General features: G+C 64.0%; 28 protein-coding genes and 2 tRNA genes. 17 read left to right on the top strand and 13 right to left on the bottom strand.

All coding sequences use genetic code 11. The features are described 5' to 3' along the window. Window positions 1-93: 93 nt before the first annotated feature. The 3 genes from typA to KF794_14435 all read left to right on the top strand — a co-directional run bounded on the left by typA (window position 94) and on the right by KF794_14435 (window position 3,940). Window positions 94-1,923: a translational GTPase TypA gene (gene typA / locus KF794_14425; GenBank protein ID QYK44930.1), complete on the top strand. Its 1,830-nt coding sequence runs from the start codon at window positions 94-96 to the stop codon at window positions 1,921-1,923. Window positions 1,924-2,023: 100 nt separating this feature from the next. Next, window positions 2,024-3,295, top strand: a complete 1,272-nt coding sequence (locus KF794_14430; protein QYK46721.1) for an AAA family ATPase — start codon at window positions 2,024-2,026, stop codon at window positions 3,293-3,295. Window positions 3,296-3,430: 135 nt separating this feature from the next. Continuing rightward, on the top strand, window positions 3,431-3,940 hold the full coding sequence (locus tag KF794_14435) for a GNAT family N-acetyltransferase (protein ID QYK44931.1): 510 nt from the start codon (window positions 3,431-3,433) through the stop codon (window positions 3,938-3,940). Window position 3,941: 1 nt separating this feature from the next. Here the strand turns inward: KF794_14435 and folD are convergent, their stop codons facing one another. The 3 genes from folD to KF794_14450 are packed head-to-tail and all read right to left on the bottom strand — an operon-like array spanning window position 3,942 to window position 5,436. Then, on the bottom strand, window positions 3,942-4,826 hold the full coding sequence (gene folD / locus KF794_14440; protein ID QYK44932.1) for a bifunctional methylenetetrahydrofolate dehydrogenase/methenyltetrahydrofolate cyclohydrolase FolD: 885 nt from the start codon (window positions 4,824-4,826) through the stop codon (window positions 3,942-3,944). Beyond that, entirely contained in the window at window positions 4,823-5,155 is a 333-nt protein-coding gene (locus tag KF794_14445) for a DUF167 domain-containing protein (protein QYK44933.1), read from the bottom strand. Before KF794_14445 ends, folD begins: the two co-directional genes overlap by 4 nt. After that, window positions 5,155-5,436 (bottom strand): YggT family protein, encoded by a 282-nt coding sequence (locus KF794_14450; protein ID QYK44934.1) that lies wholly within the window; start codon window positions 5,434-5,436, stop codon window positions 5,155-5,157. Before KF794_14450 ends, KF794_14445 begins: the two co-directional genes overlap by 1 nt. Window positions 5,437-5,569: 133 nt before the next feature. Between KF794_14450 and KF794_14455 the strand changes: the two genes are divergently transcribed. Continuing rightward, a tRNA-Ala gene (locus KF794_14455) sits at window positions 5,570-5,645 on the top strand. 20 nt (window positions 5,646-5,665) lie between these two features. Next, window positions 5,666-6,565, top strand: a complete 900-nt coding sequence (locus KF794_14460) for a DMT family transporter (protein ID QYK44935.1) — start codon at window positions 5,666-5,668, stop codon at window positions 6,563-6,565. A 174-nt stretch (window positions 6,566-6,739) separates the two neighbouring features. On the opposite strand, the gene KF794_14465 is transcribed toward KF794_14460, so the two are convergent. Genes KF794_14465 through KF794_14475 form a run of 3 tightly spaced genes read right to left on the bottom strand, consistent with a single transcriptional unit; the run spans window position 6,740 to window position 8,794 of the window. Further along, window positions 6,740-7,495 carry a glutamine amidotransferase gene (locus KF794_14465; GenBank protein QYK44936.1) on the bottom strand — a complete coding sequence of 252 codons (756 nt, stop codon included), beginning with the start codon at window positions 7,493-7,495 and terminating at the stop codon, window positions 6,740-6,742. A 52-nt stretch (window positions 7,496-7,547) separates the two neighbouring features. Then, a complete protein-coding gene (locus KF794_14470; protein QYK44937.1) occupies window positions 7,548-8,333 on the bottom strand; it encodes an SDR family oxidoreductase in 786 nt (261 codons plus the stop codon). Continuing rightward, window positions 8,330-8,794 (bottom strand): TerB family tellurite resistance protein, encoded by a 465-nt coding sequence (locus KF794_14475; GenBank protein QYK44938.1) that lies wholly within the window; start codon window positions 8,792-8,794, stop codon window positions 8,330-8,332. Before KF794_14475 ends, KF794_14470 begins: the two co-directional genes overlap by 4 nt. Window positions 8,795-8,832: 38 nt before the next feature. On the opposite strand from KF794_14475, the gene KF794_14480 reads away from it, so the two are divergent. Further along, a complete protein-coding gene (locus tag KF794_14480) occupies window positions 8,833-9,363 on the top strand; it encodes a two pore domain potassium channel family protein (protein QYK44939.1) in 531 nt (176 codons plus the stop codon). A gap of 11 nt (window positions 9,364-9,374) precedes the next feature. Here KF794_14480 and KF794_14485 read toward each other — a convergent pair. The 3 genes from KF794_14485 to KF794_14495 form a co-directional block, all read right to left on the bottom strand. Further along, window positions 9,375-9,450 (bottom strand) — tRNA-Thr (locus KF794_14485). A 43-nt stretch (window positions 9,451-9,493) separates the two neighbouring features. After that, entirely contained in the window at window positions 9,494-11,059 is a 1,566-nt protein-coding gene (locus tag KF794_14490) for a heme biosynthesis protein HemY (GenBank protein ID QYK44940.1), read from the bottom strand. Then, the gene (locus KF794_14495; GenBank protein ID QYK44941.1) at window positions 11,056-12,225 is read right to left on the bottom strand and encodes a hypothetical protein; all 1,170 of its coding nucleotides are present in this window, start codon (window positions 12,223-12,225) and stop codon (window positions 11,056-11,058) included. Before KF794_14495 ends, KF794_14490 begins: the two co-directional genes overlap by 4 nt. 191 nt (window positions 12,226-12,416) lie before the next feature. Here KF794_14495 and KF794_14500 point away from each other — a divergent pair, with 191 nt between their 5' ends. Then, the gene (locus KF794_14500; GenBank protein QYK44942.1) at window positions 12,417-13,112 is read left to right on the top strand and encodes an FkbM family methyltransferase; all 696 of its coding nucleotides are present in this window, start codon (window positions 12,417-12,419) and stop codon (window positions 13,110-13,112) included. Here KF794_14500 and KF794_14505 read toward each other — a convergent pair. Next, window positions 13,109-13,807, bottom strand: coding sequence for a uroporphyrinogen-III synthase (locus tag KF794_14505; protein QYK44943.1), 699 nt, complete (start codon window positions 13,805-13,807; stop codon window positions 13,109-13,111). The genes KF794_14500 and KF794_14505 overlap by 4 nt on opposite strands. Before the next feature lie 6 nt (window positions 13,808-13,813). After that, window positions 13,814-14,734 carry a hydroxymethylbilane synthase gene (hemC, locus tag KF794_14510; protein ID QYK44944.1) on the bottom strand — a complete coding sequence of 307 codons (921 nt, stop codon included), beginning with the start codon at window positions 14,732-14,734 and terminating at the stop codon, window positions 13,814-13,816. 75 nt (window positions 14,735-14,809) lie between these two features. Here hemC and tsaD point away from each other — a divergent pair, with 75 nt between their 5' ends. The 7 genes from tsaD to KF794_14545 all read left to right on the top strand — a co-directional run bounded on the left by tsaD (window position 14,810) and on the right by KF794_14545 (window position 21,013). Then, complete coding sequence (tsaD, locus tag KF794_14515) at window positions 14,810-15,841, top strand: tRNA (adenosine(37)-N6)-threonylcarbamoyltransferase complex transferase subunit TsaD (protein ID QYK44945.1); 1,032 nt, start codon at window positions 14,810-14,812, stop codon at window positions 15,839-15,841. After that, window positions 15,838-16,821 (top strand): NAD(P)-dependent glycerol-3-phosphate dehydrogenase, encoded by a 984-nt coding sequence (locus tag KF794_14520; protein ID QYK44946.1) that lies wholly within the window; start codon window positions 15,838-15,840, stop codon window positions 16,819-16,821. The genes tsaD and KF794_14520 overlap by 4 nt, the downstream gene beginning before the upstream one ends. Window positions 16,822-16,897: 76 nt before the next feature. Beyond that, entirely contained in the window at window positions 16,898-17,185 is a 288-nt protein-coding gene (locus tag KF794_14525) for a YciI family protein (GenBank protein QYK44947.1), read from the top strand. A 4-nt stretch (window positions 17,186-17,189) separates the two neighbouring features. After that, window positions 17,190-17,609 (top strand): EVE domain-containing protein, encoded by a 420-nt coding sequence (locus KF794_14530; GenBank protein ID QYK44948.1) that lies wholly within the window; start codon window positions 17,190-17,192, stop codon window positions 17,607-17,609. Beyond that, window positions 17,570-18,265, top strand: coding sequence for a methyltransferase (locus KF794_14535; GenBank protein ID QYK44949.1), 696 nt, complete (start codon window positions 17,570-17,572; stop codon window positions 18,263-18,265). Before KF794_14530 ends, KF794_14535 begins: the two co-directional genes overlap by 40 nt. Window positions 18,266-18,451: 186 nt before the next feature. Then, window positions 18,452-20,398 (top strand): acetate--CoA ligase, encoded by a 1,947-nt coding sequence (gene acs / locus KF794_14540; protein QYK44950.1) that lies wholly within the window; start codon window positions 18,452-18,454, stop codon window positions 20,396-20,398. A gap of 114 nt (window positions 20,399-20,512) precedes the next feature. Next, window positions 20,513-21,013, top strand: a complete 501-nt coding sequence (locus tag KF794_14545) for a L,D-transpeptidase (protein QYK44951.1) — start codon at window positions 20,513-20,515, stop codon at window positions 21,011-21,013. A 99-nt stretch (window positions 21,014-21,112) separates the two neighbouring features. Here the strand turns inward: KF794_14545 and KF794_14550 are convergent, their stop codons facing one another. Beyond that, window positions 21,113-21,805 carry an extensin family protein gene (locus KF794_14550; GenBank protein ID QYK44952.1) on the bottom strand — a complete coding sequence of 231 codons (693 nt, stop codon included), beginning with the start codon at window positions 21,803-21,805 and terminating at the stop codon, window positions 21,113-21,115. After that, window positions 21,805-21,981 carry a DUF1674 domain-containing protein gene (locus tag KF794_14555; GenBank protein QYK44953.1) on the bottom strand — a complete coding sequence of 59 codons (177 nt, stop codon included), beginning with the start codon at window positions 21,979-21,981 and terminating at the stop codon, window positions 21,805-21,807. Before KF794_14555 ends, KF794_14550 begins: the two co-directional genes overlap by 1 nt. Window positions 21,982-22,115: 134 nt before the next feature. Between KF794_14555 and htpX the strand changes: the two genes are divergently transcribed. The 3 genes from htpX to KF794_14570 all read left to right on the top strand — a co-directional run bounded on the left by htpX (window position 22,116) and on the right by KF794_14570 (window position 26,225). Beyond that, window positions 22,116-23,036, top strand: a complete 921-nt coding sequence (htpX, locus tag KF794_14560; GenBank protein ID QYK44954.1) for a zinc metalloprotease HtpX — start codon at window positions 22,116-22,118, stop codon at window positions 23,034-23,036. Between the two features lie 6 nt (window positions 23,037-23,042). Then, complete coding sequence (locus KF794_14565) at window positions 23,043-24,377, top strand: methyltransferase domain-containing protein (GenBank protein QYK44955.1); 1,335 nt, start codon at window positions 23,043-23,045, stop codon at window positions 24,375-24,377. 105 nt (window positions 24,378-24,482) lie between these two features. Further along, the gene (locus KF794_14570; GenBank protein ID QYK44956.1) at window positions 24,483-26,225 is read left to right on the top strand and encodes a heparinase II/III family protein; all 1,743 of its coding nucleotides are present in this window, start codon (window positions 24,483-24,485) and stop codon (window positions 26,223-26,225) included. Window positions 26,226-26,276 lie beyond the last annotated feature (51 nt).

Raw genomic sequence — 26,276 nt, forward strand, 5'->3', positions numbered from 1 at the left:
CGCGCGGTTGCAAAGCACCAAGCCGCGCCATATACGGGCGCGAATCCCGCGGGCTGCTCGAAGCGCCCGCGTCATGTTTTTTGGACCCATACAATGAATCTCCGGAACATCGCGATCATCGCGCACGTCGACCATGGCAAAACCACGCTGGTCGACCGTCTCCTGCAACAGGCCGGTACCTTCCGCGCAAACGAGAAGGTCACCGAGCGCGCCATGGACTCCAACGACTTGGAGCGCGAGCGCGGCATCACCATTCTCGCGAAGGCGACCTCGATCCTGTGGAACGACATCCGCATCAACGTGGTCGATACGCCGGGCCACGCCGATTTCGGCGGCGAGGTCGAGCGCATCCTCAACATGGTCGATGGCGTGATCGTGCTGGTCGATGCCGCCGAAGGTCCGCTGCCGCAGACCAAGTTCGTGGTGTCCAAAGCACTCAAGATGGGGCTGAAGCCCATCGTCGCCATCAACAAGGTCGATCGTCCGGACGCCCGCGCCAACGTAGTCGCGGGCGAAGTTTTTGATCTGTTCGCCGCGCTCGACGCGACCGAGGAACAGCTCGACTTCCCGATCCTCTACGGTTCGGCGAAGCAAGGCTGGATGGCCCCTTCGCTCGAAGGCCCGAAGGACTCGATGAAGCCGCTGTTCGATCTGGTGGTGAAGCACGTGCCCGCGCCGAAGGTGGAGGAAGGCGAGTTCAAGATGCTTGCCACCATCCTCGAAGCGAACCCGTATCTCGGCCGCATCCTCACCGGCCGCATCACCGCCGGCACCGTGAAGCCGAACCAGACCGTGAAAGTGCTCTCGCGCGACGGCAAGCTGCTCGAAAACGGCCGCGTGACCAAAGTGCTCGCGTTCCGTGGCCTTGAGCGCCAGCCGGTCGAGGAAGCCGAAGCGGGCGACATCGTCGCCATCGCCGGCCTGACGCAGGCCAACGTCGCCGACACCATCTGCTCGCCGAACGTGATGGAAGCGATCCCCGCGCAGCCGATCGACCCGCCGACGCTGGCGATGACTTTCCGCGTCAACGATTCCCCGCTCGCGGGCACCGAAGGCGACAAGGTCACAAGCCGCATGATCCGCGACCGCCTGTTCCGCGAAGCCGAAGGCAACATCGCGCTCAAGATTTCCGAAAGCTCCGGCAAGGATTCTTACGAGGTCGCGGGCCGTGGCGAATTACAGCTCGGCATCCTGATCGAAACCATGCGCCGCGAAGGCTTCGAGCTTTCGGTGGCGCGTCCGCGCGTCGTGCTCTCGAAGGACGAAGCGACCGGCGAAATGATGGAGCCGATCGAGGAAGTCGTGATTGACGTCGACGAGGAACATTCCGGCGTCGTCGTGCAGAAACTCTCCGAGCGCCGCGGCGAGATGATGGACATGCGCCCGTCCGGCGGCAATCGCCTGCGCCTCGTATTTCACGTGCCGACGCGCGGCCTGCTCGGCTACCAGAACGAACTGCTCACCGACACGCGCGGCACCGCCGTACTGAACCGCATCTTCCACGAATACGCACCCTACAAGGGCGACATTCCGGGCCGCCGTAACGGCGTGCTGATCTCGAACGATCAGGGCGAAGCGGTCGCTTATGCGCTGTGGAACCTCGAAGAGCGCGGCCCGATGATGATCGAGCCGGGCTGGAAGGTGTATCGCGGCATGATCATCGGCGAGCACAACCGCGACAACGACCTCGAAGTGAACGTGCTCAAGGGCAAGAAGCTCACCAACATCCGCACGCAGTCGAAGGACGAAGCGGTGCGCCTCACGCCGCCGATCCGCATGACGCTGGAAAAGGCGCTCGCCTATATCGGCGAGGACGAACTGGTCGAGATCACGCCGAAGTCGATCCGGCTGCGCAAGATCCTGCTCGATCCGAACGACCGCAAGCGCGAGGAGCGCAAGCGCGAAGCCGAGAACGCCGCCTGACGATTGCTGCGCGTCCGCGCGCTGCTATGCTCTCCGCGGATGAAGCGGGAGCAGGCACGGTGCGCGCCTGAAATCTTCGGTGTCGAGCCGTTCCGGCGAAATCGAAATTACCGGCGAGTTCGAGAACGCGCTGCGGCAGGTGAAGCAGAACCGCCGCAGCCTGTTCGTCACCGGCCGCGCGGGCACCGGGAAGTCCACGCTGCTGCGCCATCTTCGTAGCGGTTGCGCGAATGCAGCCGTGGTCGCGCCCACCGGCATTGCCGCGCTGAATGTCGGCGGCCAGACCATCCACTCTTTCTTCAGGCTGCCGCCACGGCTGATCCAGCCGCAGGACATCAAGCCGCGTCGCAACGCGGCGATCCTGAAGAAACTCGAATTCCTCATCATCGACGAAGTCTCGATGGTGCGCGCCGATTTGATGGATGCGATCGACCTCACGCTCCGCATGAACCGCAACCGGCCGAGCGAGCCGTTCGGCGGCGTCTGCACCATCATGTTCGGCGACCTGCATCAGCTTCCTCCCGTCGTTTCCGACAAGGAAATTCTCCGCTACCTGAACACGACCTATGGCGGCGCGTATTTCTTCAACGCGCCCGCGTTCCGGGAAAGCGGCTTCGGTTACGTCGAACTCACCAAGAAATTCCGCCAGACCGACCCCGCATTCTCCAGCCTGCTCGATTGCGTGGCGACGCGAACCATCGACGAATTCCAGCTCGACGCGCTGAACGGCCTCGTGAAGCCGTTCGAGCAACTCGCCAACCGCGAGGATTTCGTGATCCTCGCGCCCGACAACGAAACCGTTTTCGATCTGAACAACCGCTTCCTCCGCGCGCTCACGGGAGAGCCGCACGTATTCGAGGCCGAGGTGAAAGGCACGTTCGACGAAGGGTCTTACCCGACCGATGCTTCGCTACGCTTGAAGCCGGGCGCAAAGGTGGTCATTCTCCGCAACGATCCGGCGAAACGCTGGGTCAACGGCACCGTCGCCGTCATCTCGGAGATCGCGAACGGCAAAGTGTGGATGAAAATCCGCGGCGTCGAATACGAGATCGAACGCGCGGCATGGGAGAAGATCAGTCACGAATACGACGAGAAGAAAAACGCCATCGTGCAGAAGGTCACGGGATCGTTTCACCAGTTCCCGCTCCGCCTCGCATGGGCGCTGACGATTCATAAAAGTCAGGGCATGACGCTCGACAACGTCTATCTCGATCTCGCGCGCGGTGCGTTCGCGCACGGACAAACCTATGTCGCGTTGAGCCGGTGCAGATCGCTGAACGGTCTCGCGCTGGCGCGGCCGCTGCGGCCCGCCGACATCATCTTCGATCCCGCCGCGCTCGGTTATCGCGACACCTTCGGCGTGAGCGCCTGAAACTGCGCCGCCTTGATTCATTTTGGCACAGTTACAGAGAGGGGTGTGGCCGTTCCGCCGCGCCTCTTCGGATAAGTTAACCCCTCATTAACGAAACGCTTGAAAGCGGGGCAAAGCCCTGTTTCGATTAGGGTCATGAGTACGGTCCTGATCGAACTCCGCCGTGCCCGCACCGAAGACTCTGCGGCGCTTGCGGAAACCCACGACGAAGCCTGGATGAGCGCCTATCGCGGCCTCATCCCCGGCCCCGAACTCGAGAAGCTCGTGCAGCGGCGCGGCGCTTCGTGGTGGGATGCGGCGATTCGGCGCGGCTCGCGGATCGTGCTGTTCAACTTCGGCGACGAGATCGCGGGCTACGCCAACTACGGCCGCAACCGCGCGAAAAGCCTGCCCTATACCGGCGAAATCTATGAGCTGTACCTGAAGCCCGAATATCAGGGCCTCGGCTTCGGCAGCCGCCTGTTCGCCACCGCCCGCCGCGACCTCATCCAGTCGGGCCAGACCAGCCTCGTGGTGTGGGCGCTCTCCGGCAACGAAGCAGCCGTGAACTTCTACAAGGCACTCGGCGGCAAGCCGGTCGCGCGCTCCACCGAGCGCTTCGGCAACAAGGTGCTCGACAAGGTCGCCTTCGGCTGGGCGCGCTGAATTAGAGTTTCGGCGCTTCGATCCCCGCACGCGCGCAAGCCGCGCGCAACGTATTCACCAGCAAGCACGCGACCGTCATCCGCCCGACGCCGCCCGGCACCGGCGTGACCCATCCGGCAACCTTGCTCGCTTCGTCGAAGGCGACATCGCCGACCAGTTTGCTCTTGCCGTCCGCGCCCGCCACGCGATTGATGCCGACGTCGATCACGGTCGCGCCCGGCTTGATCCAGTCCGCCTTCACGAATTGCGGCTTGCCGATTGCGACGCAAAGCACGTCCGCGCGGCGGCAAACTTCTTCAATATTCTTCGTCCTCGAATGCGCGATGGTCACCGTCGCATTCTCCGCGAGCAACAGTTGCGCGAGCGGCTTGCCGACGATGTTGGAGCGGCCCAGCACCACCGCCTCCATGCCCGCGAGCGAAGCATGCGCTTTCTTCGCAAGCAGGATGCAGCCCAGCGGCGTGCCCGGAACCAGCGCGGGCAGGCCCGCCGCCAGCCGTCCAACATTCACCGGATGGAATCCATCGACGTCCTTCGCCGGGTCGATCGCCTCGATCACGCGCGCGGTGTCGATGTGCTTCGGCACCGGCAACTGCACGAGGATGCCGTCCACGCTTTCGTCGGCGTTCAGCTTCGCGATCAGCGCGAGTAAATCTTTTTCCGAAGTGCCTTCCGGCAGGCGATGCTCGAACGAAGCCATCCCGGCTTCCAGCGTCGCCTTCTCCTTGCTGCGCACGTAGGTCTGGCTCGCGGGATCTTCGCCGACCAGCACGGCGGCAAAGCCCGGCTTGCGCCCCAGCTTCGCGGCAATGCCCGGCACCGCCGCCGCGACTTTCGCGCGGACTTCGTCCGCGAGCGCCTTGCCGTCGAGAATTTTCGCGCTCACCGCTTCTCCTGCGTCTTCGTCACCGCCGCTTCCAGCGCGGCGACCAGCGCCGCCGCATCGCCGGAAATCCTGAGCGTCTTTATACGGGACCCCGCTCCACGCTCAAGCACGAGCGAAGATTTCGGCAGCCGCAACGATTTCGCGAGCAGCGCAATCACCGCTTCGTTGGCCTCGCCTTCGCTCGGCAGCGCGCGCACGCGCAGTTTCAAAATCGCGCGGCCGTCCGCGAGCGTCTCCACGCCGTCGATGCCGTCGCGCGACGCTTTCGGCGTCACGCGCACATCGAGGCTCACGCCGTCAGCCGCGGGCCGCCACGGCTTGCCGGGCATCAGACCAGCTTCGGCAGCAGGATGTCGCGGATGATGATGAGAACGATGATGAGGATGACCGGCGAAATATCGAGGCCACCGAGATTGGGCAGCAGGTTCCGGATCGGCCTAAGCGGCGGCTCGGTGAGCCGGTACAGCGCGACCGAGAACATGCGCGCATACTGGTTGTAGCGGTTGACGATATCGAACGCGATCAGCCACGACAGGATCGCGGCCGCGATCAGCACGTAGATGTAAACCGTGATCAGGAACTGAAGAATCTGAACGATGGTGAGGACCAAGGCGCGTCTCCGAATCCGTCGGTTTCCTGCATAGCCGCCACGGCGAAGAAGGGAAAGGTGCCGCGAAAGCGCGTTCCCGGCGCCGTTCTTGACACCCCCAAGGCCCACGCCCTAGATGCCGCCTCGCCGGACCGGGGCCGTAGCTCAGTTGGGAGAGCGCTGCAATCGCACTGCAGAGGTCAGGGGTTCGACTCCCCTCGGCTCCACCAGCGGTCCGCAAGATTTCCCCATGACCCGCATCCGCGCCGACCTGCTGCTGCTCGCTTGCGCCGCGATCTGGGGATTCGCGTTCCTGTTCCAGAAATCCGCGATGGCCCATATCGGCCCGCTTACTTTCGTCGCTGCGCGCGGCTTGCTTGCAGCGCTCGTCCTGCTGCCACTTGCGCTGCTCGAACAACGCAACGCGAAGGCCGCGCCGGGCAAACCGGTCGTCTTCATCGGCATCGTGGCCGGCATGGCCTTCGTCGTTGCTTCGTTCCTGCAACAGTCGGGCCTGAAGACAGCTTGGGTAACGAACACCGCATTCCTCACCGCGCTCTATGTGGTGGCAACGCCGTTCATCAGTTTTGCATTCACGCGGCAAGCGGTGTCGCTTCCCATCTGGACCGCGGTCGGATTGTCTTTCGCCGGCACCTGGCTGCTTGGCGGCGGCACGCTCGGCGGACTTGGCCTCGGCGACTGGCTGGTCGCGGCTTCCGCGTTCTTCTGGGCACTGCATCTCGTGATCGCAAGCGCCGCCGCGCCGTTGAACCGTCCGGTTCTGTTTTCCGTGATTCAGTTCGCTGTGGTGGGCGTTACCGCACTGATCGCGGCGCTCGTAGCCGAATCCATTACGCTGGAAGGACTGCGCGCCGCCGCGCCCGACATTCTTTATGTCGGCGTGCTCTCGACCGCGCTCACCTTCACGATCCTTACGATGGCGCTGCGCGCAACGTCGCCAGCCGAAGCCGCGATTCTGGTGATGACGGAAACGCTGTTCGCAGCGTTCGGGGCGTGGCTGTTCCTTAACGAGAGGTTAACGCCGCTCAGCGCCGCAGGGTGCGCAGCGATTCTCGCAGCAGCGATGATCGTGCAGTTGCAACAGGCGCGGAATAATAAGGAAGAGCGTGGAGTGAGGGACGGCAGCTAGGGGTCATAAGTTGCCGTCCCCCGGTACACGATGAAGCCGGTTACGCAAAAACCTGACATCCGGCTGGCATTCTCTCAGCAACTGCGTTGCCAGTTGTTTTCGCGCGCCATCGCCACAAGATGCAGCACGCAAACCGCCATGGACTCTAGAGATTGAGAAATCTCGCCGCCGCGTTCAGCGCGGGGCTTCGCATTTCGCGAGCGAATTCGCATTTTGCGAATCTTCGCCGGGCGAATTCATCAGCGCAGTCCAGCGATCCAGAAAATGCTCCAGCCATGCCAGCACGCCGCGGTCGAACTGGTAGCGCCCGGAGAAATGATCTTCGCGGCCCTGCGCGCCGGGTAATTCCAGCCGGTGCGCCGCCATGGTGGTCCAGCGGCACATCATGCGGTGCGTGACTTCGGGGTGGAATTGCACGCCGAACGCCGCGCGGCCGAACCGGAACGCCTGGTTTTCGTAGGTGTCGCTCGATGCCAGCCGCGTCGCGCCGGACGGCAGGTCGAAGCCCTCGCGATGCCACTGGTACATATGGCTCGGCCACTCGACGAACCTGCGGCCTTCGTCCGTCGGCACGATCGGGTAGTAGCCGATCTCGGTCAGTCCTTCGCGATGGTAATCCACTTTCGCGCCGAGCTTCTTCGCCAGCATCTGCGCGCCAAGACAGATGCCGAAGAACGGCTTGTCTTCTTTCAATGGCACTTCGCACCAGTCGATCTCGCGCTTGATGCCTTCGTTGTCGTCGTTCGCACTCATCGGCCCGCCGAAGATCACTGCGCCAACGTGATCTTCCATCGTTTCAGGAAGCGGGTCGCCGAGACAGGGCTTGCGGATGTCCAGCACGAAACCGCGTTCCATCAATCGCCGCCCGACCCGGCCGGGATTGGAGTGCTCCTGATGAAGGATCGTGAGGATCTTTTTCGGCTCGCTCATGCTGGGAACGAGCGGTCGCACGGAACCGTGGCGCGTTCAAGAACGCCGCACGTCATGGCTGCCTTTCCGCCCGCGAAAACCTCGCCGCGATGCCGAGCAGCAGGGACTTCGGCGCGAAGCGCGTGCCGAACGCCGCGAACTTGTTGAGCAGGCCGGGGATGACGACCCGCTTTCCGCGCTCGAATGCGCGCCACCCCGTCTCCGCGACATAGCCCGCATCGGTCATCGAGAGTTTCATCAGCCCGATGGTTTCGCCCTTGGTCGCCCGTGCGGCGAAGCCGGTCGGCACCGGACCGGGACAAAGCGCGGTGACGCGCGCACGGCCGCGCAGTTCGAACCAGATCGCTTCCGAAAACGAGAGCACATAGGCCTTGCTCGCGTAATAGACCGCCATGTTCGGGCCGGGCTGGAATGCGGCGGTGGAAGCGACGTTCAGCACGCCGCCCTTCGCCGCGATGATCTCCGGCAGGAAACGCAGGGTGAGATCGGTCAGCGTGCGGCAGTTCAGGTCGACGATGCCAAGCTGGTCCGCGGCATCGAGTTTCTCGATGCGCCCGGTAAGACCGTATCCCGCGTTGTTGACGAGTTCGGCGACCTTGAAATCGCGCTCTTTCAGCGCGGCAGCAAGCGCGTTGCCCGCCTGCCTGTCCGAGAGATCGGCCGCTATCGCCACCGCCTGCTTGCCGCCCGCCGCTTCGATCTTAGCCGCGACCGCCGCGAGCTTGTCCGCGGAGCGCGCGACCAGCACGACCTTGCGCCCCGCTTTCGCCGCGCAATAAGCAAGCTCTTCGCCGATGCCACCGGATGCGCCGGTGACAACCGTAACCGCTTCGCTCATCCGCGATCTCCGCTCGCTGCGCGAATCCGGCGGCGGATTTCCACCCGGTCTTCCGGCGAGACGTGCAGCAGTTCGGATGCGCGCCAAACGATGTTGTCCTCGAACTCGCTGAGCTTGCCGTCGGCATAACCGATGGCGAACAGCACCTCGATCAGCTTGCGCTTGGCGTCCTCGTCGAGGCTGCGGTTAAGCTGGCTGGTGAACTGGTAGAGGTCGATTGCTTCGCGGTCGGCGACGGTAGCGGACTCGATGAATGCCGCCGCATCGTCGGAGTCGATCCCGAAGCGCTGCGTCAGCGCGTCGTGCAGCGCAGTCCATTCATCGTCGTCGAAATTGTCGTCCGAGATCGCTACATGCACCATCAGCGCCGCGGCGGAAAGCCGGTAATCGCTTTCGTCGAAGCGCTTGGTCTCGCCGCCGCGGGAGAAGCCGCCGATCAGATCCGAAAGAGCCTGTAGCATCGCAACCCGATTGTAAGATCCGCGAAGAACGAATTAGCATGATTCAAGCCGGACGCGGCAAATGCGTGACCGGCACATGGACGGAATGCATGTTTCTCAATCTCGGCATGTCGGCGATTATGGTATCGGCGACCGTCATCATCCACCTGCTTGGCCTCTTGCTGCTGATACGTTTTCTGCGCGGCAACGCCCACCACGCAGCCCGCAACAGCACTGCCGGATTCCTGCGGCAGGGCCTCCTGATCGTGTGCGTCACGCTCGGCGTCTTCGCCGTGCACGGCGTGGAAATCTGGCTCTATGCGCTGGTCTATTACTGGCTCGGCGCGGTGCCGAACCTGCAGACCGCGATCTACTTCTCCGCCAGTTCCTATTCCACCCTCGGCTTCGGCGACGTGGTCGCGAGCGAGCCGTGGCGCATCTTCAGTTCCATCGAAGGCGTAAACGGTCTTTTGCTGCTCGGCTGGTCGAGCGCGTTCCTGCTCTCCGTCACCAGCCGCCTGCGCATGCTGGAACACGACTGGGAGAAATACGCTTCGCGCGCGAAACCCCGCGCACGAAAGAAGAAATGACGGGAAGGAAGTGGTGCCGCAAACAGGATTCGAACCTGTGACCCCGTCATTACGAATGACGTGCTCTACCAGCTGAGCTATTGCGGCGATCTCGCTTCGCGCGACCTGATATAGACCCGAGGCGGCCTTTTCAAGCCGAACCGCCGAGCCAGCCCGGACGGCGCGGCTGGCTGCGGGAAGCCTCCAGATCCTCGTCTACATCCGGCTCCAGACCCGGATCGTCCGGCCGCGGCGGCTCTGCAATCACGGGGGCAATTGCCGGTACTTTCCTGGGGATGGCGCGCGGACGAGCATCTTCCGGTACCAACAGCAGGTCTTCCGTGGGCTTCACGGGCGCGGGCACCGGTGGCGCGGGAGACGCCGCTTCCGCACGCGGGAAACCGCGCTCGATGACATGCTCGAGAATCGGTCCGCCCGCCGCGGCTGGCGGTTCGCGCCACGCAAACGCGTCGATCTGGCCGGTCAGCGGCGACGCGGGCAACCAGACTTCCGAAACGAACGTACCGGCGATCCACACCGGATCGCGCTTCGCGCGAAGCGCGCGTGCAGCCCACTCGCGCGCCTTGCCGTGATCGCCATGCTCGGTAGCTTCCAGCTCCGCCATGAGCAGACACATGGCCTGCGTCGGCGCGCCCGCGAATGGCTCCAGCGCTTCGCGCGCAGCCGCATAGTCGTGCGCTTCGATTGCGGCGCGCGCGACCGCAAGCGCGGCTTCCGGCTGATCGGGCGTGCGGCGCGCAAGGCCCTGAATCCGTTTCAGGCGCACGGCAGGCGTGTCGTCGCCCCGCAGCCGCGCATAGGTTTCGGCAAGTTCCGGATGCGGGTTGGCAGCCCACGTACGCTCGACGAGACGCAGTGCACGGCGCAGCGAGCCCGCCTTCGCTTCAAGCCGCGCGGAGAGCGCAGCCGCGGGCACCAGCGATGGCGCGAGCTTCACCGCTTCGCGCGCCATCTCGCGTGCCTTGTCGGCATCGCTGTGTTCAAGACCAAGCGCCTGTGCAGCGAGCAGCACCGCGCGGCGGCGGCGATAGAGCGGCTTCTCGATGGTACCGGCTTTCCACTCGCGTTCGACCGTCGCGAGCGCCGCTTCCCATTCGCCGGAAAGATTCTGGTATTCGAGCAACGCTTCGGACGCCCACAACACCTGCGTATCGGAGTTCGCGGCTTCCTCCGCGACTGCGCGCGCGGCTGCCGGATCTTCGCGGCGGCGCGCTTCGAGATAAAGACCGCGCAGGCCGAGCATCCGCGTTTCCGGTTGGCCCAGCATCGCGCGGAATTCGCTTTCCGCTTTTTCCGAATTGCCGTCGAGTTGCGCAGCCTGCGCAGCCAGCAACAAGGCGAGCGGCTCTTGACCGAGGATGCGTTGCGCCTCGCTCGCGGATTGCTTCGCCAGCAACAGGTTGCCCGCGCCGACCGCGATCATGCCGCGCGAGAGCGCCCGCCAGCCGCGTGCCTCGCGGCGCTCGCGGAAAAACTCGGAGACATTGCCGGGCGCTGTGACGAGGAAACGAAACAGCGACCACAGGAGAATGGAAACGACGACGACCGAGGCCAGCGCGATCAGCGCGACCGTGATGCTGGTCGTCACGCGCCAGCCCTGCCAGGTCAGCACGATCTCGCCGGGCCGCTCCAGAATCCAGGTCGCGCCCAGCGCGAGCGCGATGACCGCCAGCAGGAAGACGACAATGCGGATCACTTCTTGCGCTCCGCGCTTGCGGCGGCGAGTACCACGTCGAGCAGCGTCTTCACCGCAACCTCGGCATCGCGCCTGCGCTCGGCCTGTGCGAACCAGTCCTTCGCAAGGTCACGCGAAGCAGCGGGCAATGCCTTCGACTCTTCCAGTGCGCCCACGAGATCGCCACGCGCAAGTTTTGTTTCCATGCGCGCCACGATAGCACCGGGCTGGTTACCTTTCGGTTCGCCCACGGGGCGCACCTCGATCAGGCGGCCCGCATTGTTCCAGAGCCGCTGCACGATGCCGCCTTCCGGCTGCGGCGATTGCGCCAGTTGGCCCGCCAGCGCCTCAAACTGCCGGGCAAGCTGGGCAACGGTCGGCAGTCCCTTCGCGGCATAAGTGTCGAGAGCGGCTAGCGGAGCCGCGCGCTCTTTCAGCAAAGTGCGGACCAGCTCAAGCTCGCGCGCGAACGGCGCACCGGAGGCCAGCGCATCGCGCAACGCGCCGAGCGCGGCGATTCCCGCGGAGGCCTGCACTTCTTCCTTGGGCTTTTCGGTGAGAGAAGTAATTTTCTGTTCGATGCCGAGCAGGCGATTTTGCAGCGCCTCGAACTCGGCTTCGGATTGCGGCTTGGTGTCGAGCGAGCGCCGCCACTCGGACAATTCCTTGCGCAGTTCCGCGAGCGAAAGCTCCAACTTGCTGGTGCGCTCATTCGCAGCGGTATTGTCTGCGGGAGGTTTCGGCGTCTCCTGTTTTTCGAGTCGCGCCGAAAGCCGCGCGATCTCTTCTTTCAATGCGGCGAGCGCCTGCGTATCGGCGGGCGGCGAAGTAACCGTCACCGGCGCGGCAGGAGCGGCGGGCGCCGAGAAATAGGAATTCGCGAACCAGCCGCCCGCGCCGGCCATGAGAAACAGAATTGCCGCGCCCGCAATCTGCGGCAGCGACCCCGCGGAAGTTTTCGGCGGCACGGCAGCGGCGGGCGCGCGCTCGCGTTCCGGCTGCGGCTCTGCTTTGGCTTCGCTTTTGGCTTCGGCCTTCGGTTGCGGCTTTTCTTCCGCCTTCTCTTGAATCTTCTCGTGCGCCTGCTGCTGGGGCGTGACGTCCTTGGCCTCGCCTTCGATCACGGTCGGCCGCTTGCGCGGACGCGCGGCATTCGGTTCGTCCGGCGAATTGGGATTGTCTGTCATTCCCGGCCCGGCATGTTTCCCGTGCAAAATCCTGCTTCAGCATATCCGGTGCGAAGCGGCGAAAATCAAGGCGAACCTGCGGATATGCGTCGTCTTCCAGCCGCTCGCCCGCTTTCAGGCTTTCATCCTGCGCCGAAACTACTTAATTAGCGCCTCGCCGTGCGCGCCCGCCGGCCGCTCGGACTGACCTGATGTTGAAGCTGCTGCTCCCGATCCTGCAACCGTTTTTCCGGCGCAAGCCGTTCGAGTTCCTGCATTGCCTCGCGCGCGGGCGATTCGAGATCGGTAGCGTCATCCATGTCGGCGCGCACCTTGGACAGGAGCGCGTGCGCTATCGCGAACTTGGTGCGCGCGAGGTGCTCTGGATCGAAGGTTCGCCATCCATCTTTGCGCAATTGCAGGCGTCGCTCGATGCCGAGCGCGCGACGGGCAAGCTCTACGGCCGCCATGTCGCGGTCAACGCGCTGCTCACCGACCGCGCCGGAGAAAGCGTAGAGCTGCACGGCACGTCGAACGCGGGCGCATCCGGCTCCATCTTTCGCATGGGAGACGTGCACCGCGAGAAATGGCCGCACGTCGAACACACGGGTGAAAGCGAAACCGTGATCTCCGCCACGCTGGACGAGATCGCCGCGCGCGAAGGTTTCGCGATGCCGGATCTCCTCACCGTCGACGTGCAGGGCGCGGAATTGCTGGTGCTGCGCGGTGGAAAGAAAGTGCTCGCCGAAGTCAAGGCCGTTATCACGGAGGCCTCGACGGAAAAGTTTTATGAAGGCGGCGTGTTGTTCGGCGAGCTGAACGCATTCCTGCGCGAACAGGGCTTCATGGCGATGCAACGTCCGCGCAAGCACGGCGACATCCTGTTTCTGCGAAAAAGTCTCCTTTAAGCGAGCAAGGCGAGAAGCGACGCTTCGTCCGGCGCGCTCGCGACCGCGATCTTCGCGTCAAGTTCCCGGAGCGGCGCAGCCGCCGCTTCCGAAATGCACAGATGCTGTGCCTGAAGCATCGCTTCGCGAATTCCTGCCGCGTCTGCGAGATTTACGAATGCTTCGGCGCTGCGCGGCGAGTAGTGCAGCACCGCGCCGATCTTGCCTTGCGTGAAGGCTGCAATCGTTTCCGCTTCCAGCGCGGTTCGTGCCCGCGCCTTATAGACGGGCAGCACATCGAGGCGAATGGCGTGCGCCGCCAGCATTCCCGGCAGATCACCGGCACGATCCTCGCCCGCCAGATGCAGAATGCGTGAAGGTTTAGCGAGACGCTTCGCCAGCAACGCAGCAAGCGCATTCACATCGCCCTCCGCGCTTTCGACGTTGCGGAAGCCATATTCACGCGCGGCTTCCGCCGTGCTTCTTCCAACCGCAAATACCGGCAACGCGAGCCATGACGCTTCAACTTGCGAAGGAAGCGCGCGAACGCCATTCGCGCTCGTGAAAACCAGCGCATCGTAGTTTTCTTGCGGAAACACGAACGGCAGCATTTCGATCTCGATGACAGGGCCGATCAGCGCTTCGTGTCCAAACGCCGCGAGCTTCACTCCAGTCCTTTCGGCATCGAACCTTGGGCGCGTGACGAGGACAAGCATCGGGAATCAGCCGGCCAGAGCACCGGCCGGCGCGCGTGCGAGCAAATCCGCGCCCGCCTCCGCGCCGATCTTCGCTGCGTCCGCCGCCAAGCCTTCGCGCGATACTTCCGCGAACTCTTTTCCGTCCGGCGTAATCACCAGCCCGGAGAACGCGAGCCGACCACCTGCGATTCTCGCGTGACCGGCAATCGGCGTGCGGCACGAGCCGTCGAGCGCCAACAGGAACGCACGCTCCGCGTTCCGCGCGGCGCTCGTCTCGGCGTGATCGATCGCCGCGAGTAGCCCGCGCGTCTCTGCGTCGTCTTCGCGCGCTTCGATAGCGATGATGCCCTGGGCGACCGCGGGCGGAAAAACTACCGGATCGAGAACTTCCGCTGCACGATCCTGCAAGCCGAGCCGCTGCAAACCCGCATAGGCGAGAATGGTCGCGTCGCATTCCCCGGCGCGCATCTTGTCCATCCGCGTCTGCACATTGCCGCGAAGAAGCGAAATACGAAGGTCGGGCCGCAGCCGCAATGCGAGCGCCTGCCGCCGCACCGAGGCGCTTCCGAGCGTCGCGCGTTCCGGCAGGTCGGCAAGCCTGAGAGAGAGCGCCGAGAGAAATGCATCGCGCGGATCGGCGCGCGGCGGCGACGCAGCGATGACAAGACCCGGCGGCAGAATCGTCTGCACATCTTTCGCGGAATGCACGGCGAGATCTACATGGCCGCCGAGCAGCGCCTCGTCGATCTCCTTCGTGAAAATGCCCTTGCCGCCGGATTCCGCGAACGGCCGGTTGCGCTCCATATCCCCGGTAGTCCTGAGCGCCACGATCTCGACCGCATCCGCGCCGTAGCCATGCGCTTCCATCAACGCGGCGCGTACCGCCTCCGCCTGCACCAGCGCGAGCGGGCTGCCCCGGGTACCGATCCGCAATCTTGCTTTCATCCTTCATTCACCGGCGATTGACGGCGAGCGCTTAGCACTATGGGCGCTTCCGCGAAATCCTGCTATTTCCGGCCCATGCTGGTACTGGGTATCGAGACCACCTGTGACGAAACCGCCGCCGCTGTCGTTTTGCGCGGCGCGGACGGCAAGGGCCATATCCGCTCCAACATCGTTTATTCGCAGATCGCGGAGCACAAGGATTTCGGCGGCGTGGTGCCGGAAGTCGCCGCGCGCGCCCATGTCGAGGTGCTCGACAAGATCATCGAAAAGGCGCTGGCCGACTCGCTCAACAAGATCGGCGACTTCGATGCCATCGCCGCCGCGGCCGGCCCCGGTCTGATCGGCGGCGTGATCGTTGGCCTGACCCACGCGAAAGGCCTCGCGCTGGTCGCGAAGAAACCGTTTCTCGCGATCAACCATCTGGAAGCGCATGCGCTCAGCCCGCGTCTCACCGACCGCGTCGATTTTCCCTATCTCCTGCTGCTCGCTTCCGGCGGGCACACGCAACTCGTTCTCGTCGAAGACATCGGCCGCTATCGCAAGATCGGCGGTACCGTGGACGACGCCATCGGCGAAGCCTTCGACAAGGCGGGCAAGATGCTCGGCCTGCCCTATCCCGGCGGACCCGAAGTAGAGCGCCGCGCGCTCGATGGCGACCCGCAGCGTTTCGAATTGCCGCGCCCGATGTTCGGGCGGCCGGAGCCGAACTTTTCTCTTTCCGGACTGAAGACCGCGCTGCGCATCGAGGCGGAAAGCATCGCGCCGCTTTCCGAGCAGGACGTGAACGACCTTTGCGCGAGCTTTCAGGCCGCCGTCATCGATGTGATCGCGGACCGCACCAACGTAGCACTACGCATGCTGCGCGATAGCGTTTATCGGCCGACCGCTTTCGTCGTCGCGGGCGGCGTCGCCGCGAACAAGTCGATCCGCGCCGCGCTGGAGAAGGAAACCGACCGTCTCAAGACGCCGCTGATCGTACCGCCACAGGAACTCTGCACCGACAACGGCGCAATGATCGCATGGGCGGGAGCCGAGCGCCTCGCGCGCGGCATGCAGGATACGCTGGACGCCGCCCCGCGCGCGCGCTGGCCGCTTGCCGCCGGATGAGAACCGTCGGCGTCATCGGCGCGGGTGCATGGGGCACCGCGCTCGCCAATGCAGCCGCAAGCGCAGGCAACGAAGTCATTCTGCACGGCCGCGATCCTTCGTTGATCGAGGCGATCCGCGCGACAGGCGCGAATGAAAAATATCTTCCCGGCATCAAACTCGAAAAAAATATCGAAGCGACCACCGATCTTGCACGCGCCGCCACCGCGCAAGCGATTCTGCTGGTCACGCCAACACAATCGGTTCGCGAGAACGCAAAGCTGCTTGCGCCGCTTGTGCGTGACAACACGCCCGTCATTGCCTGCTCGAAGGGCATCGAGATCGGTACGAAGAAATTCGTCACCGAAGTCATCGCGGAAGTATTGCCGCAGGCCGCGCCCGGCATCCTGTCGGGACCGGGTTTTGCGGAAGATGTCGCGCGCGGACTGCCGACCGCCGTGACGCTTGCCGCACATGATGAGCGGCTGGCGCTCGATCTCGCGGAAGCGCTCAGCTCGCAGACCTTCCGTCTTTATCATTCGACCGACGTGCGCGGCGTCGAGATCGGCGGCGCGGCAAAGAATGTACTCGCAATCGCTGCCGGTATCGTTGCCGGAAGAAAGCTCGGCGCGAGCGCGCAAGCTGCGCTCACCACGCGGGGATTCGCGGAACTCATGCGCTTCGCCCGTGCCTATGGCGCACGCGCGGAAACGCTGACTGGCCTCTCCGGCCTCGGCGACCTGATCCTCACCTGCTCGTCTCCGCAATCGCGCAATTATGCATTCGGCATTTCGCTTGGCAGCACAAAAGGTGCCGTTGACGTTCACGGAAAGCGATTGACCGAGGGCGTCTACACCGCACCGGTTCTGGTCGAGGCCGCGCGCGCGCGAAACGTGGAAATGCCCATCGCAGAAGCGGTTGCCGCCGTGCTCGCGGGCAAACTGGACATCGGTTCCGCGATTACCGGATTGCTCGCCCGGCCATTGCGCGAAGAAGGTTGAGTGGCAATCTATCGTGCAATCGCTGGTGAAGCCTTGGGTTTAATGTTAGACGCCTTCGCCCTTCCGGATATTGCCTATGCATTTCGTTGCGATCTGCCTCGATAAGACGGACAGCCTCGAACTCCGCCTCGCCAACCGCGCGGCACATCTCGATTATCTGCGCGCACACGCCAAGACGATCCGCACCTGCGGCCCGCTGCTCGCCGACGACGGCGAGACGATGATCGGCTCCATGCTGATCCTCGATGCGCCGAACCGCGAAGCCGCCGAAGCCATTCTCGCCGAAGACCCGTACAAGAAGGTCCACCTTTTCTCGAAGGTCGAGATTCGCCCCTGGCGCTGGGTGATCGGCACGCCGTTGTAACGAAATGGCGTACTGGCTGATCAAAAGCGAACCGGACACTTGGTCCTGGGACCAGCAGGTGAAAGCGGGAGCAAAGGGCACGGAATGGACCGGCGTCCGCAACCATTCCGCCAAGCTGAACCTGATGAAGATGAAGAAGGGCGACCGCTGCTTCTTCTACCATTCCAATGAAGGCAAGCAGATCGTCGGCATCACGGAAGTCATCCGCGAACACTACATCGACCCCACCGACGAAACGAAAAAATTCGTCGCCGTCGATGTGAAGGCGAAAGAGGCGCTCAAGACCCCCGTGACGCTCGCGCAGGTGAAAACCGAAGCGAAGCTGAAAAACATGGCGCTGATAAAACTCTCGCGTCTCTCCGTGCAGCCTGTTACCGCCGAGGAATGGACCACGGTCTGCAAGCTGGGCGGCGTGAAGCCCTGACGGTTTCAAGCGCGGAAACATTCATCCGCGAGAACACGCGGCTTCGGCCCGTGCCACACGTCCCTGAAATCTCGCTCTACGTCGCCGACGAAGCGGTCCCGCTTTGGCAGAAGACGGAAGAAGAACTGGGTGAAATGGGATTGCCGCCGCCGTTCTGGGCCTTCGCATGGGCGGGCGGTCAGGCGTTGGCGCGCTATATCCTCGATCATCCGCAAACCGTGCGCGGCAAATCCGTGCTCGATCTGGCGAGCGGCTCTGGCCTCGTCGCGATTGCCGCGATGAAAGCGGGGGCAACGCGCGCCGTCGCAAACGACATCGACCCGTTCGCGATACCCGCCATCGCTCTGAATGCCACGGCCAATAACGTCACGGTCGCTACGGAAACCATGGACCGGCTCGATCCGGCGACGGCGAGCGAACCGTTCGGTACCGTGCTCGCGGGGGATATTTTTTACGAACGCGACACCGCCGCCCGCGCATTCGTTTTTTTGCAGCGCATGAAAACGCAGGGCGCGCTGACGCTGGTCGGCGATCCGGGCCGCTCCTATCTGCCGAAAGAGCAAATGACGGTGCTTGCCGAATACGAAGTGCCTGTGATCCGCGATCTCGAAGACGCCGAGATCAAGCGCACGAAGGTATGGGCGCTGAAAGACTGAATGACGCGGCCCGCTTCGGTCCCGGCAGTGGCTTTTTGGCCTGCATTTCCGGGTTTTTCGCCCGGCTCCTGACCAAAGTCGGAACCCGCGCGCCTTGAAGCGCCACTTTCCCCCGGCGCATACTGTCCACAGAACAAAGAGACGGGCTTGAAGCCCGCTCGCCAAGAGGGTCTAAGGAGGAATTCAATGTCCGATAAAATGTATGCCGTTTCGCCGGAATGGAAGAAACGGGCGTGGCTCGACGAGGCCAAATACAAGGAAATGTATGCGGCCTCGATCAAGGATCCGCAGAAGTTCTGGGGCGATGAGGCGAAAAAGCGCCTCCACTGGTTCAAGCCCTTCACGAAGGTGAAGAACACCTCGTTTGATGGCGATGTCTCGATCAAGTGGTTCGAGGATGGCACCACGAACATTTGCTACAACGCCGTCGATCGTCACCTTGAAAAGCGCGGCAACCAGGTCGCAATCATCTGGGAAGGCGACGAGCCGACCGACGACAAGAAGATCACCTACAAAGAACTGCACGCGGAAGTCTGCCGCTGGGCGAATGTGCTGAAAAAGCAGGGCGCCAAGAAGGGCGACCGCATCACGATCTACATGCCGATGATTCCCGAAGCGGCTTACGCCATGCTCGCCTGCGCGCGCATCGGCGCGATCCACTCGGTCGTGTTCGGCGGTTTCTCGCCGGATTCCCTCGCGGGCCGCATCGAGGACTGCAAATCGAACATCGTCGTGACCGCGGACGAAGGCATCCGCGGCGGGCGCAAGATCCCGCTCAAGGTGAACACCGACGCCGCCTGCGACAAGGCTGGCGGCGTTGCGTCCGTGATCGTCGTGAAGCGCACCAATGCGCCGGTCAGCATGAAGGCGGGGCGCGACGTCTATTACGACGACGTGGCGAAGACCGTCTCCGCCGACTGCCCCTGCGAGGAAATGAACGCGGAGGACCCGCTGTTCATTCTTTATACGTCAGGCTCGACCGGCAAACCGAAGGGCGTGCTGCACACCACCGGCGGCTACGCGCTCTACACCGCGATGACGCACGAATACGTCTTCGACTATCACGAAGGCGACATCTACTGGTGTACGGCCGACGTCGGCTGGGTCACGGGCCACAGCTACATCGTGTACGGCCCGCTGCAGAACGGCGCGATCACGCTGATGTTCGAAGGCGTGCCGAACTACCCGTCGATGTCGCGCTTCTGGGAAGTGATCGACAAGCACAAGGTCAACATCTTCTACACCGCGCCGACCGCGATCCGCGCGCTGATGCAGGCGGGCGACGACCCGGTGAAGAAAACTTCGCGCGCTTCGCTCCGCCTGCTCGGTTCGGTCGGCGAGCCGATCAATCCGGAAGCGTGGGAGTGGTACTACCGCGTGGTCGGCGACTCGCGCTCGCCCATCGTCGATACTTGGTGGCAGACCGAAACCGGCGGCATCATGATCACGCCGCTACCCGGCGCGATCGGACAGAAGCCGGGTTCGGCGACGCTGCCGTTCTTCGGCGTACAGCCGCAACTTGTCGATGCCGACGGCAAGGTTCTCGAAGGCGCGACCTCCGGCAACCTCTGCATCACCGATAGCTGGCCCGGCCAGATGCGCACCGTGTACGGCGATCACGAGCGCTTCGTGCAAACCTACTTCTCGACCTACAAGGGCAAATACTTCACCGGCGACGGATGCCGCCGCGACGAGGACGGCTATTACTGGATCACCGGCCGCGTCGACGATGTCATCAACGTCTCCGGTCACCGCATGGGCACTGCGGAAGTCGAAAGCGCGCTGGTCGCGCATCCGAAAGTTTCGGAAGCGGCCGTCGTCGGCTATCCGCACAACATCAAGGGTCAGGGCATCTATGCCTATGTGACGCTGATGGCGGGCGAAGCGGCGAGCGAGGATTTGCGCAAGGAGCTGGTCGGCTGGGTGCGCAAGGAAATCGGTCCGATCGCATCGCCCGATCTCATCCAGTTCGCGCCGGGCCTGCCGAAAACGCGCTCCGGCAAGATCATGCGCCGCATCCTGCGCAAGATCGCCGAGGACGAATACCAAAGCCTTGGCGACACCTCGACCCTCGCGGATCCCGCGGTGGTCGACGATCTGGTGAACAACCGCCAGAACCGCAAAAGCGCGTAGTTAATTTCCGGCACAAGAAAGAAGCGCGGGCCGCAACGCCCGCGCTTTTTGTTTGCGTTCACGATACTTCGTTAATTTCCACCGCGCGGCGTGAGCCAAGCCTATGAATGGCCCATGCAGCATCTGGTCAAGGCGGCGCTCGCCCTCGCTTTCCTGTTCGCGGTCATTCTCACGGCAAACGCGCGGGAGCTGGTTGCGTTCGACAACGCGCCCGCGGGCGTCATCATCATCAAGACCAACGAGCGCGCGCTCTACCTCACGCTCGGCGATGGCCGCGCGCTCCGCTACAAGGTCGCGGTCGGCCAACGCCGCATGCAGTGGTTCGGCACGCGCTACATCGACGGCAAGTACATGAACCCGGCATGGTCGCCGCCGCCGGAAGTGAAGCGCGACTTTCCGAACATGCCCGACGTGATCGAAGGCGGCGCGCCGAATAACCCGATGGGGAATCGCGCGCTGACCCTGAGTGGTGGCGAATACGCCATCCACGGCACCAACCGGCCGAAATCGGTCGGCCAGTTTGCGTCCTATGGTTGTTTCCGGATGTATAACGACGACATCGCCGATCTGTTTGCGCGCGTGCGCGTCGGCACGCCGGTGATCGTCACGCGATAGCTCCCTCATCCTGAGGAACCGCGAAGCAGCGTCTCGAAGGATGAGGTCGCTCATGGTTCGAGACGCGCTCGCCTTTGCTCGCGCTCCTCACCATGAGGATTACCGGCAAGTCCCCCACCGTCCCATATCGAAATGGAAATGGTTGGCGTGCGCCGCGTTGTAATCCGGCGACAGCACGCCAGCGAAGAAACGGCACGCACCATCGCGCACGGCGCGGAGAAACGCACCCCGCTCGTCCTTGTCCCAGTCTTTCAGCACGCTCGCGTTTGACCCGTCCTCAAACGTGAAACCGGCGATGTCGATGGCGTTCGCCGTGGCGTGCTGGCTCAGACGGCCCTGCTTTTGATGGTTCACGTTGCGGCAGGAGAAGGTGCCGAAACTCTGCACCGCGCGGACTTTTTTCTTCAGCACGCGCTCCGCTTCCTGCTGCAAGACATGGCGCTCCCACAGGATGAGCGAAACGGCGGTCTGGCAGCGCAGCAATACGCCGCCGCCGTAGCTCACGCTCTGCTTCGTCAGCAGCACGCCGTCATCGAAGCCGCAGCCGCGGTCGTTGAGCGGAAATTGCTGGCGCGAGAACTGCACTTCGCTGCGCGCCAGCACCGCGAAGCATTTTTCCGGATTGGCGCGGACGTAATAGAGGTGAAACCGTGTCAGCCAGTCCGGCTGCTCGCGCAGCTCGAACGGCGCGTAACGGTCCAGCAGCCGCTCGGCATTGAACGCCACGAACACGGCGGCGCCTGCGAGAGCAACGAACACAAGCGCGAACAGCCAGCGGAGAAAGCGGCGCATCAGAAATCGCTGGCGATGCCCTTCTTCTCCCAGTCGCCGTAACGCGACGGCTCCTTCTCGCGCTTCGCGCCTTTCTCTTCGGGCAGCTTCGCGGCCGCCGCGTCGATCTCGGCGCGGCGCGCCTCCGCCTCTTTCAGCGCGCGCTTCGCCGCTTCCGGTATCTGCTTTTCTTTCATGCCCGTCAGGAACAACCGCGGCGCCCGCGCGTCAAGCCGCTCGTAGAAACCCGGCCTTGCGCGGCGGGTTCCACCACCCCATTTTTCAGCCAGGTACGAGGCGGAAGGGAAGCCGCCACCACCGGAGGAGAGAGATGAACTACCTGAAAACCGCGATTTTGCTTGCCGGCATGACCGCGCTGTTCATGGCGATCGGCGCCGCCATCGGCGGCCAGCAGGGCATGCTGATCGCGCTCGTCGTCGCGGCCGGCATGAACCTGTTCAGCTACTGGAACTCCGACAAGATGGTGCTGTCGATGCACGGCGCGCAGGAAGTGGACGAGCGCACCGCGCCGGAGCTGCACCAGATCGTGCGCGAACTCTCGACGCGCGCCGGCCTGCCGATGCCGAAAGTATATCTGATGGACAACCCGCAGCCGAACGCGTTTGCGACCGGCCGCAACCCGGAAAACGCAGCCGTCGCCGCGACCACCGGCCTGTTGCAGATGCTGAACCGCGACGAGATCGCGGGCGTGATGGCGCACGAGCTTGCCCATGTGAAGAACCGCGACACACTGATCATGACCATCACCGCCACCATCGCGGGCGCGATCTCCATGGTCGCGAACTTCGGCATGCTGTTCGGCGGCAACCGCAACAACAACAGCGGCTTCGGCGTGATCGGCACGCTGCTCATGGTCATCCTCGCTCCGCTCGGCGCGATGCTGGTGCAGATGGCGATTTCGCGCACGCGCGAATATGCCGCCGACCGCATGGGCTCGGAAATCTCCGGCAACCCGATGGCGCTCGCCTCCGCGCTGAACAAGATCGCGGGCGCAGCCCACGTCATCCCCAACGACGCGGCCGAGCATAACCCCGCGACCGCGCACCTCTTCATCATCAACCCGCTCTCCGGCGCGCGGATGGACAACCTGTTCTCCACCCACCCGGCGACCGAGAACCGGATCGCGCAGTTGCAGCAGATCGCGTCCGAAATGGGTGCAATGCCTTCCGCCGCGCCCCGTGGTAGTTCTCCCACCGGCCCGCGCGCACAGCCGCGAGGCCCCTGGGGCTAGGCACGGTTGAAGAAACAAAAGCATTTCAAGAACGAAGACGAAGCGCCGGGCCTCACCGCCCGGCGCTTTGCTGCGGACGCGCTGCTCGCAATCCTGCATGGCCGCCGCGCGCTGGAGGATGTGTTCGAACACGGCGAAACGGGGATGCAATTCCGCGCGCTGGAAGAACGCGACCGCGCGCTCGCGCGCATGATCGTCGCGACCGCGCTGCGGCGTGCCGGAAGCCTGCAAGCAGTGCTGGAGCGTTTCCTGCTCCAGGGCTGGCCCGACGACGTGCGCGTGCATTCGATCCTGCTTTCCGCCGCCGCGCAGATTCTGGTTCTCGAAGTCGCGGATCATGCTGCGGTCGATCTCTCGGTCGATCTCGCGAAGGAAATCCGCAACAAGCGCTACGCCGGTCTGGTCAACGCAGTATTGCGGCGAACGGTTGCGGAAGGTCCCGCAATCCTCGCGACCTTGCAGCCGGAAGTAGACACGCAGGAATGGATGCGCGCGCGCTGGCTCGCGGCCTATGGCGAAGATGCCTTGCGCGCCATCTGCCTCGCGCATCGCGTGGAGCCGCCGCTCGACATCACCGCCAAGCAAAATCCCGAAGCGCTGGCTGCGATGCTGCAAGGCTTCGTGCTGCCGACCGGCAGCGTGCGCGTGGCGAGCAAGGGCGCGGTGTCGCGGCTTCCCGGCTACGACGAAGGCGATTGGTGGGTACAGGACGCCGCCGCTTCGATCCCCGCGCAACTGCTCGGCGACGTGAAGGGCAAGCGCGTCGCCGATCTTTGTGCGGCGCCCGGCGGCAAGACCGCACAGCTCGCGAACAATGGCGCGCGTGTCGTCGCGATCGACCGCTCCGCTTCGCGCCTCAAGCGGCTGGAACAGAACCTCGCGCGGCTGAAACTCGAAGCCGAGGTCGTCGTCGCCGACACCACCACGTATGAAGCGGAGCCATTCGACGCGATCCTGCTGGACGCCCCCTGCTCCGCCACCGGCACCGTGCGCCGCCATCCGGATATCCTCTGGCAGAAACAGCCCGAAGACCTCGAAGCGCTCGTCCGCCTGCAAACGCGCCTGCTCGGCCGCGCAGCGGATTTGCTGAAGCCCGGCGGCGTGCTGGTCTATTCCACCTGTTCGCTGGAGCCGGAGGAAGGAGAAGCGCAGGTCGCGGACCTGCTCGCGAAGCGCACCGACCTTGTTCGCGATCCGGTCCGCCGTGAAGAAGCAGGCGATACCACCGCGCTCACCGAAAAGGGCGAATTGCGCACGCTGCCCTTCCATTTCACCCACGAAGACCCTCGCCTTTCGGGCTGCGACGGCTTCTTCGCGGCCCGGTTGCGCAAGCAGGCGTGATCTTGGCCGCCTAGACAGCCGTGCCGCCTTGGCTATCTTGGGCCGGGGTTCTGAGGGTTACGGGCCGGCGCGCGAGCCGGCGGTTGAGGGAAGGCAAACGCTGAAATGGCAGAGCGAATGCGGCTCGCGCTGCTGATTACAAAGCAGCGCTGGCGTCAGTGGTGGGCGCGCGCGGCTGCCAATCCGGCATATCGCTGGCGGCTGGGACTCAAGATTCCGGGGCGCCTGCTGATTGCGCCGCAGGACCTGCGCACCGGCGACCCCACCATTGCAACCGACATCTACAGCGGCCTGTTCGCGTTCGCGGGAAAATCGGTTTCCAGCGAAGGCAAATCGCCGTTCGAGATCAAGCCGCCTACGCGCGAATGGGCGGAAGAACTGCTCGGCTTCGGCTGGCTGCGCCATCTGCGCTCGGCCGGCCATGCGCTCTCGAAGCGCAACGCCCGCGCCCTCGTCGCGGACTGGATTTCGATCCTCGGCAAATCGCAGAACTTGTCTTGGGAAGCGGAGATTACCGCGCGGCGCGTACTCTCCTGGCTCACCCATTCGCCGATGATCCTCGCCGGCGTCGATCACGCCTTCTATCGCACCTTCATGAAGAGCCTCGGCAAGCAGGTGCGTTACCTGCGCCGTATCTATCCGGTGACGCGCGAAGGCTATCCGCGTCTCCTCGTCGCGATCGCGCTGACGCAGGCCGGACTCTGCATGGAAGGCGAAAAGCGAATCCTGCGCAGCGGCGTGAAGCGGCTGATCACGGAACTGCGCCGCCAGATTCTGCCCGATGGCGGACATGTCAGCCGCAATCCGGGCGTGCTGATCGAACTCCTGATCGACCTGCTGCCGCTGCAACAAGCCTTCGAAGCACGCGGCGCTCCGGTGCCGTCACTGCTGCGCAGCGCCATCGACCGCATGATGCCGATGCTGCGTTTCTTCCGGCACGGCGACGGCTCGTTCGCGCAATTCAACGGCATGGGCGCGACACCCACCGACCTGCTTGCAACCGCGCTCTCCTACGACGATGCCCGCGGCGCACCGGTCATGGATGCTCAACATTCCGGCTATCAGCGCTTCGAATTGGGAAACAGCGTTGTCATCGCCGACACCGGACGCGCACCAGTCATGCAGGTGAGCCATACCGCGCACGCGGGCTGCCTCTCATTCGAGTTCTCGGCCAAACGCAACCGCATCGTGGTCAATTGCGGCGTGCCGCAGCAAAACAAGGAAGCCTGGCTGCAAGCCGCGCGCTCGACCGCCGCTCATTCCACCGCCACGTTCCACGATTCATCGTCGTGCAAATTTCTCGAAGGCGAGCGCGCCAATCGCGTGCTCGGCGCGGCCATCGTCGAAGGGCCGCGCCGCGTGCAGGTCGCGCGCACCGAGCGCGACGGCGAGTTCATGATCCGCACCTCCCATGACGGCTACGCCTCGCGCTACGGCGTGATCCACCAGCGTTCGTGGCGGCTGACGAACGAAGGCAACCGCCTCGATGGCGAGGATGTTTTCCTCCCTGTCCGCCGCGACGAACTGCCAGCCGGGGCGCCCGGCGACTACGCCGTGCGCTTCCACCTGCATCCTTCGGTCAAGGCAAGCCGCATCAAGGAAGGCCGCAGCGTGCTGCTGATCCTTCCGGGGCGCGAAAGCTGGCTGTTCACCGCGCCGAATGCGCGGGTCGAATTGGAGGAAAGCATTTTCCTGAGCGCCAGCGAGGGTCCTCGCCGCACCAGCCAGATCGTGATCTACGACACGGTACAGGAGTGTCCGCGCGTGGTGTGGACCTTCGTGCGCGCCGACGTGCCGGAGCCGCCGAAGCGCGTCGAGGAAGAAAGCCCCCGCCTGCCGATCGACTGAGGCGGCAAGGGGATAAACTTTAGCCCCGGTTTTCGCAGCCTTTGGCCCGTG

It is taken from the genome of Xanthobacteraceae bacterium (assembly GCA_019454205.1).
Taxonomy (GTDB): Bacteria; Pseudomonadota; Alphaproteobacteria; order Rhizobiales; family Xanthobacteraceae.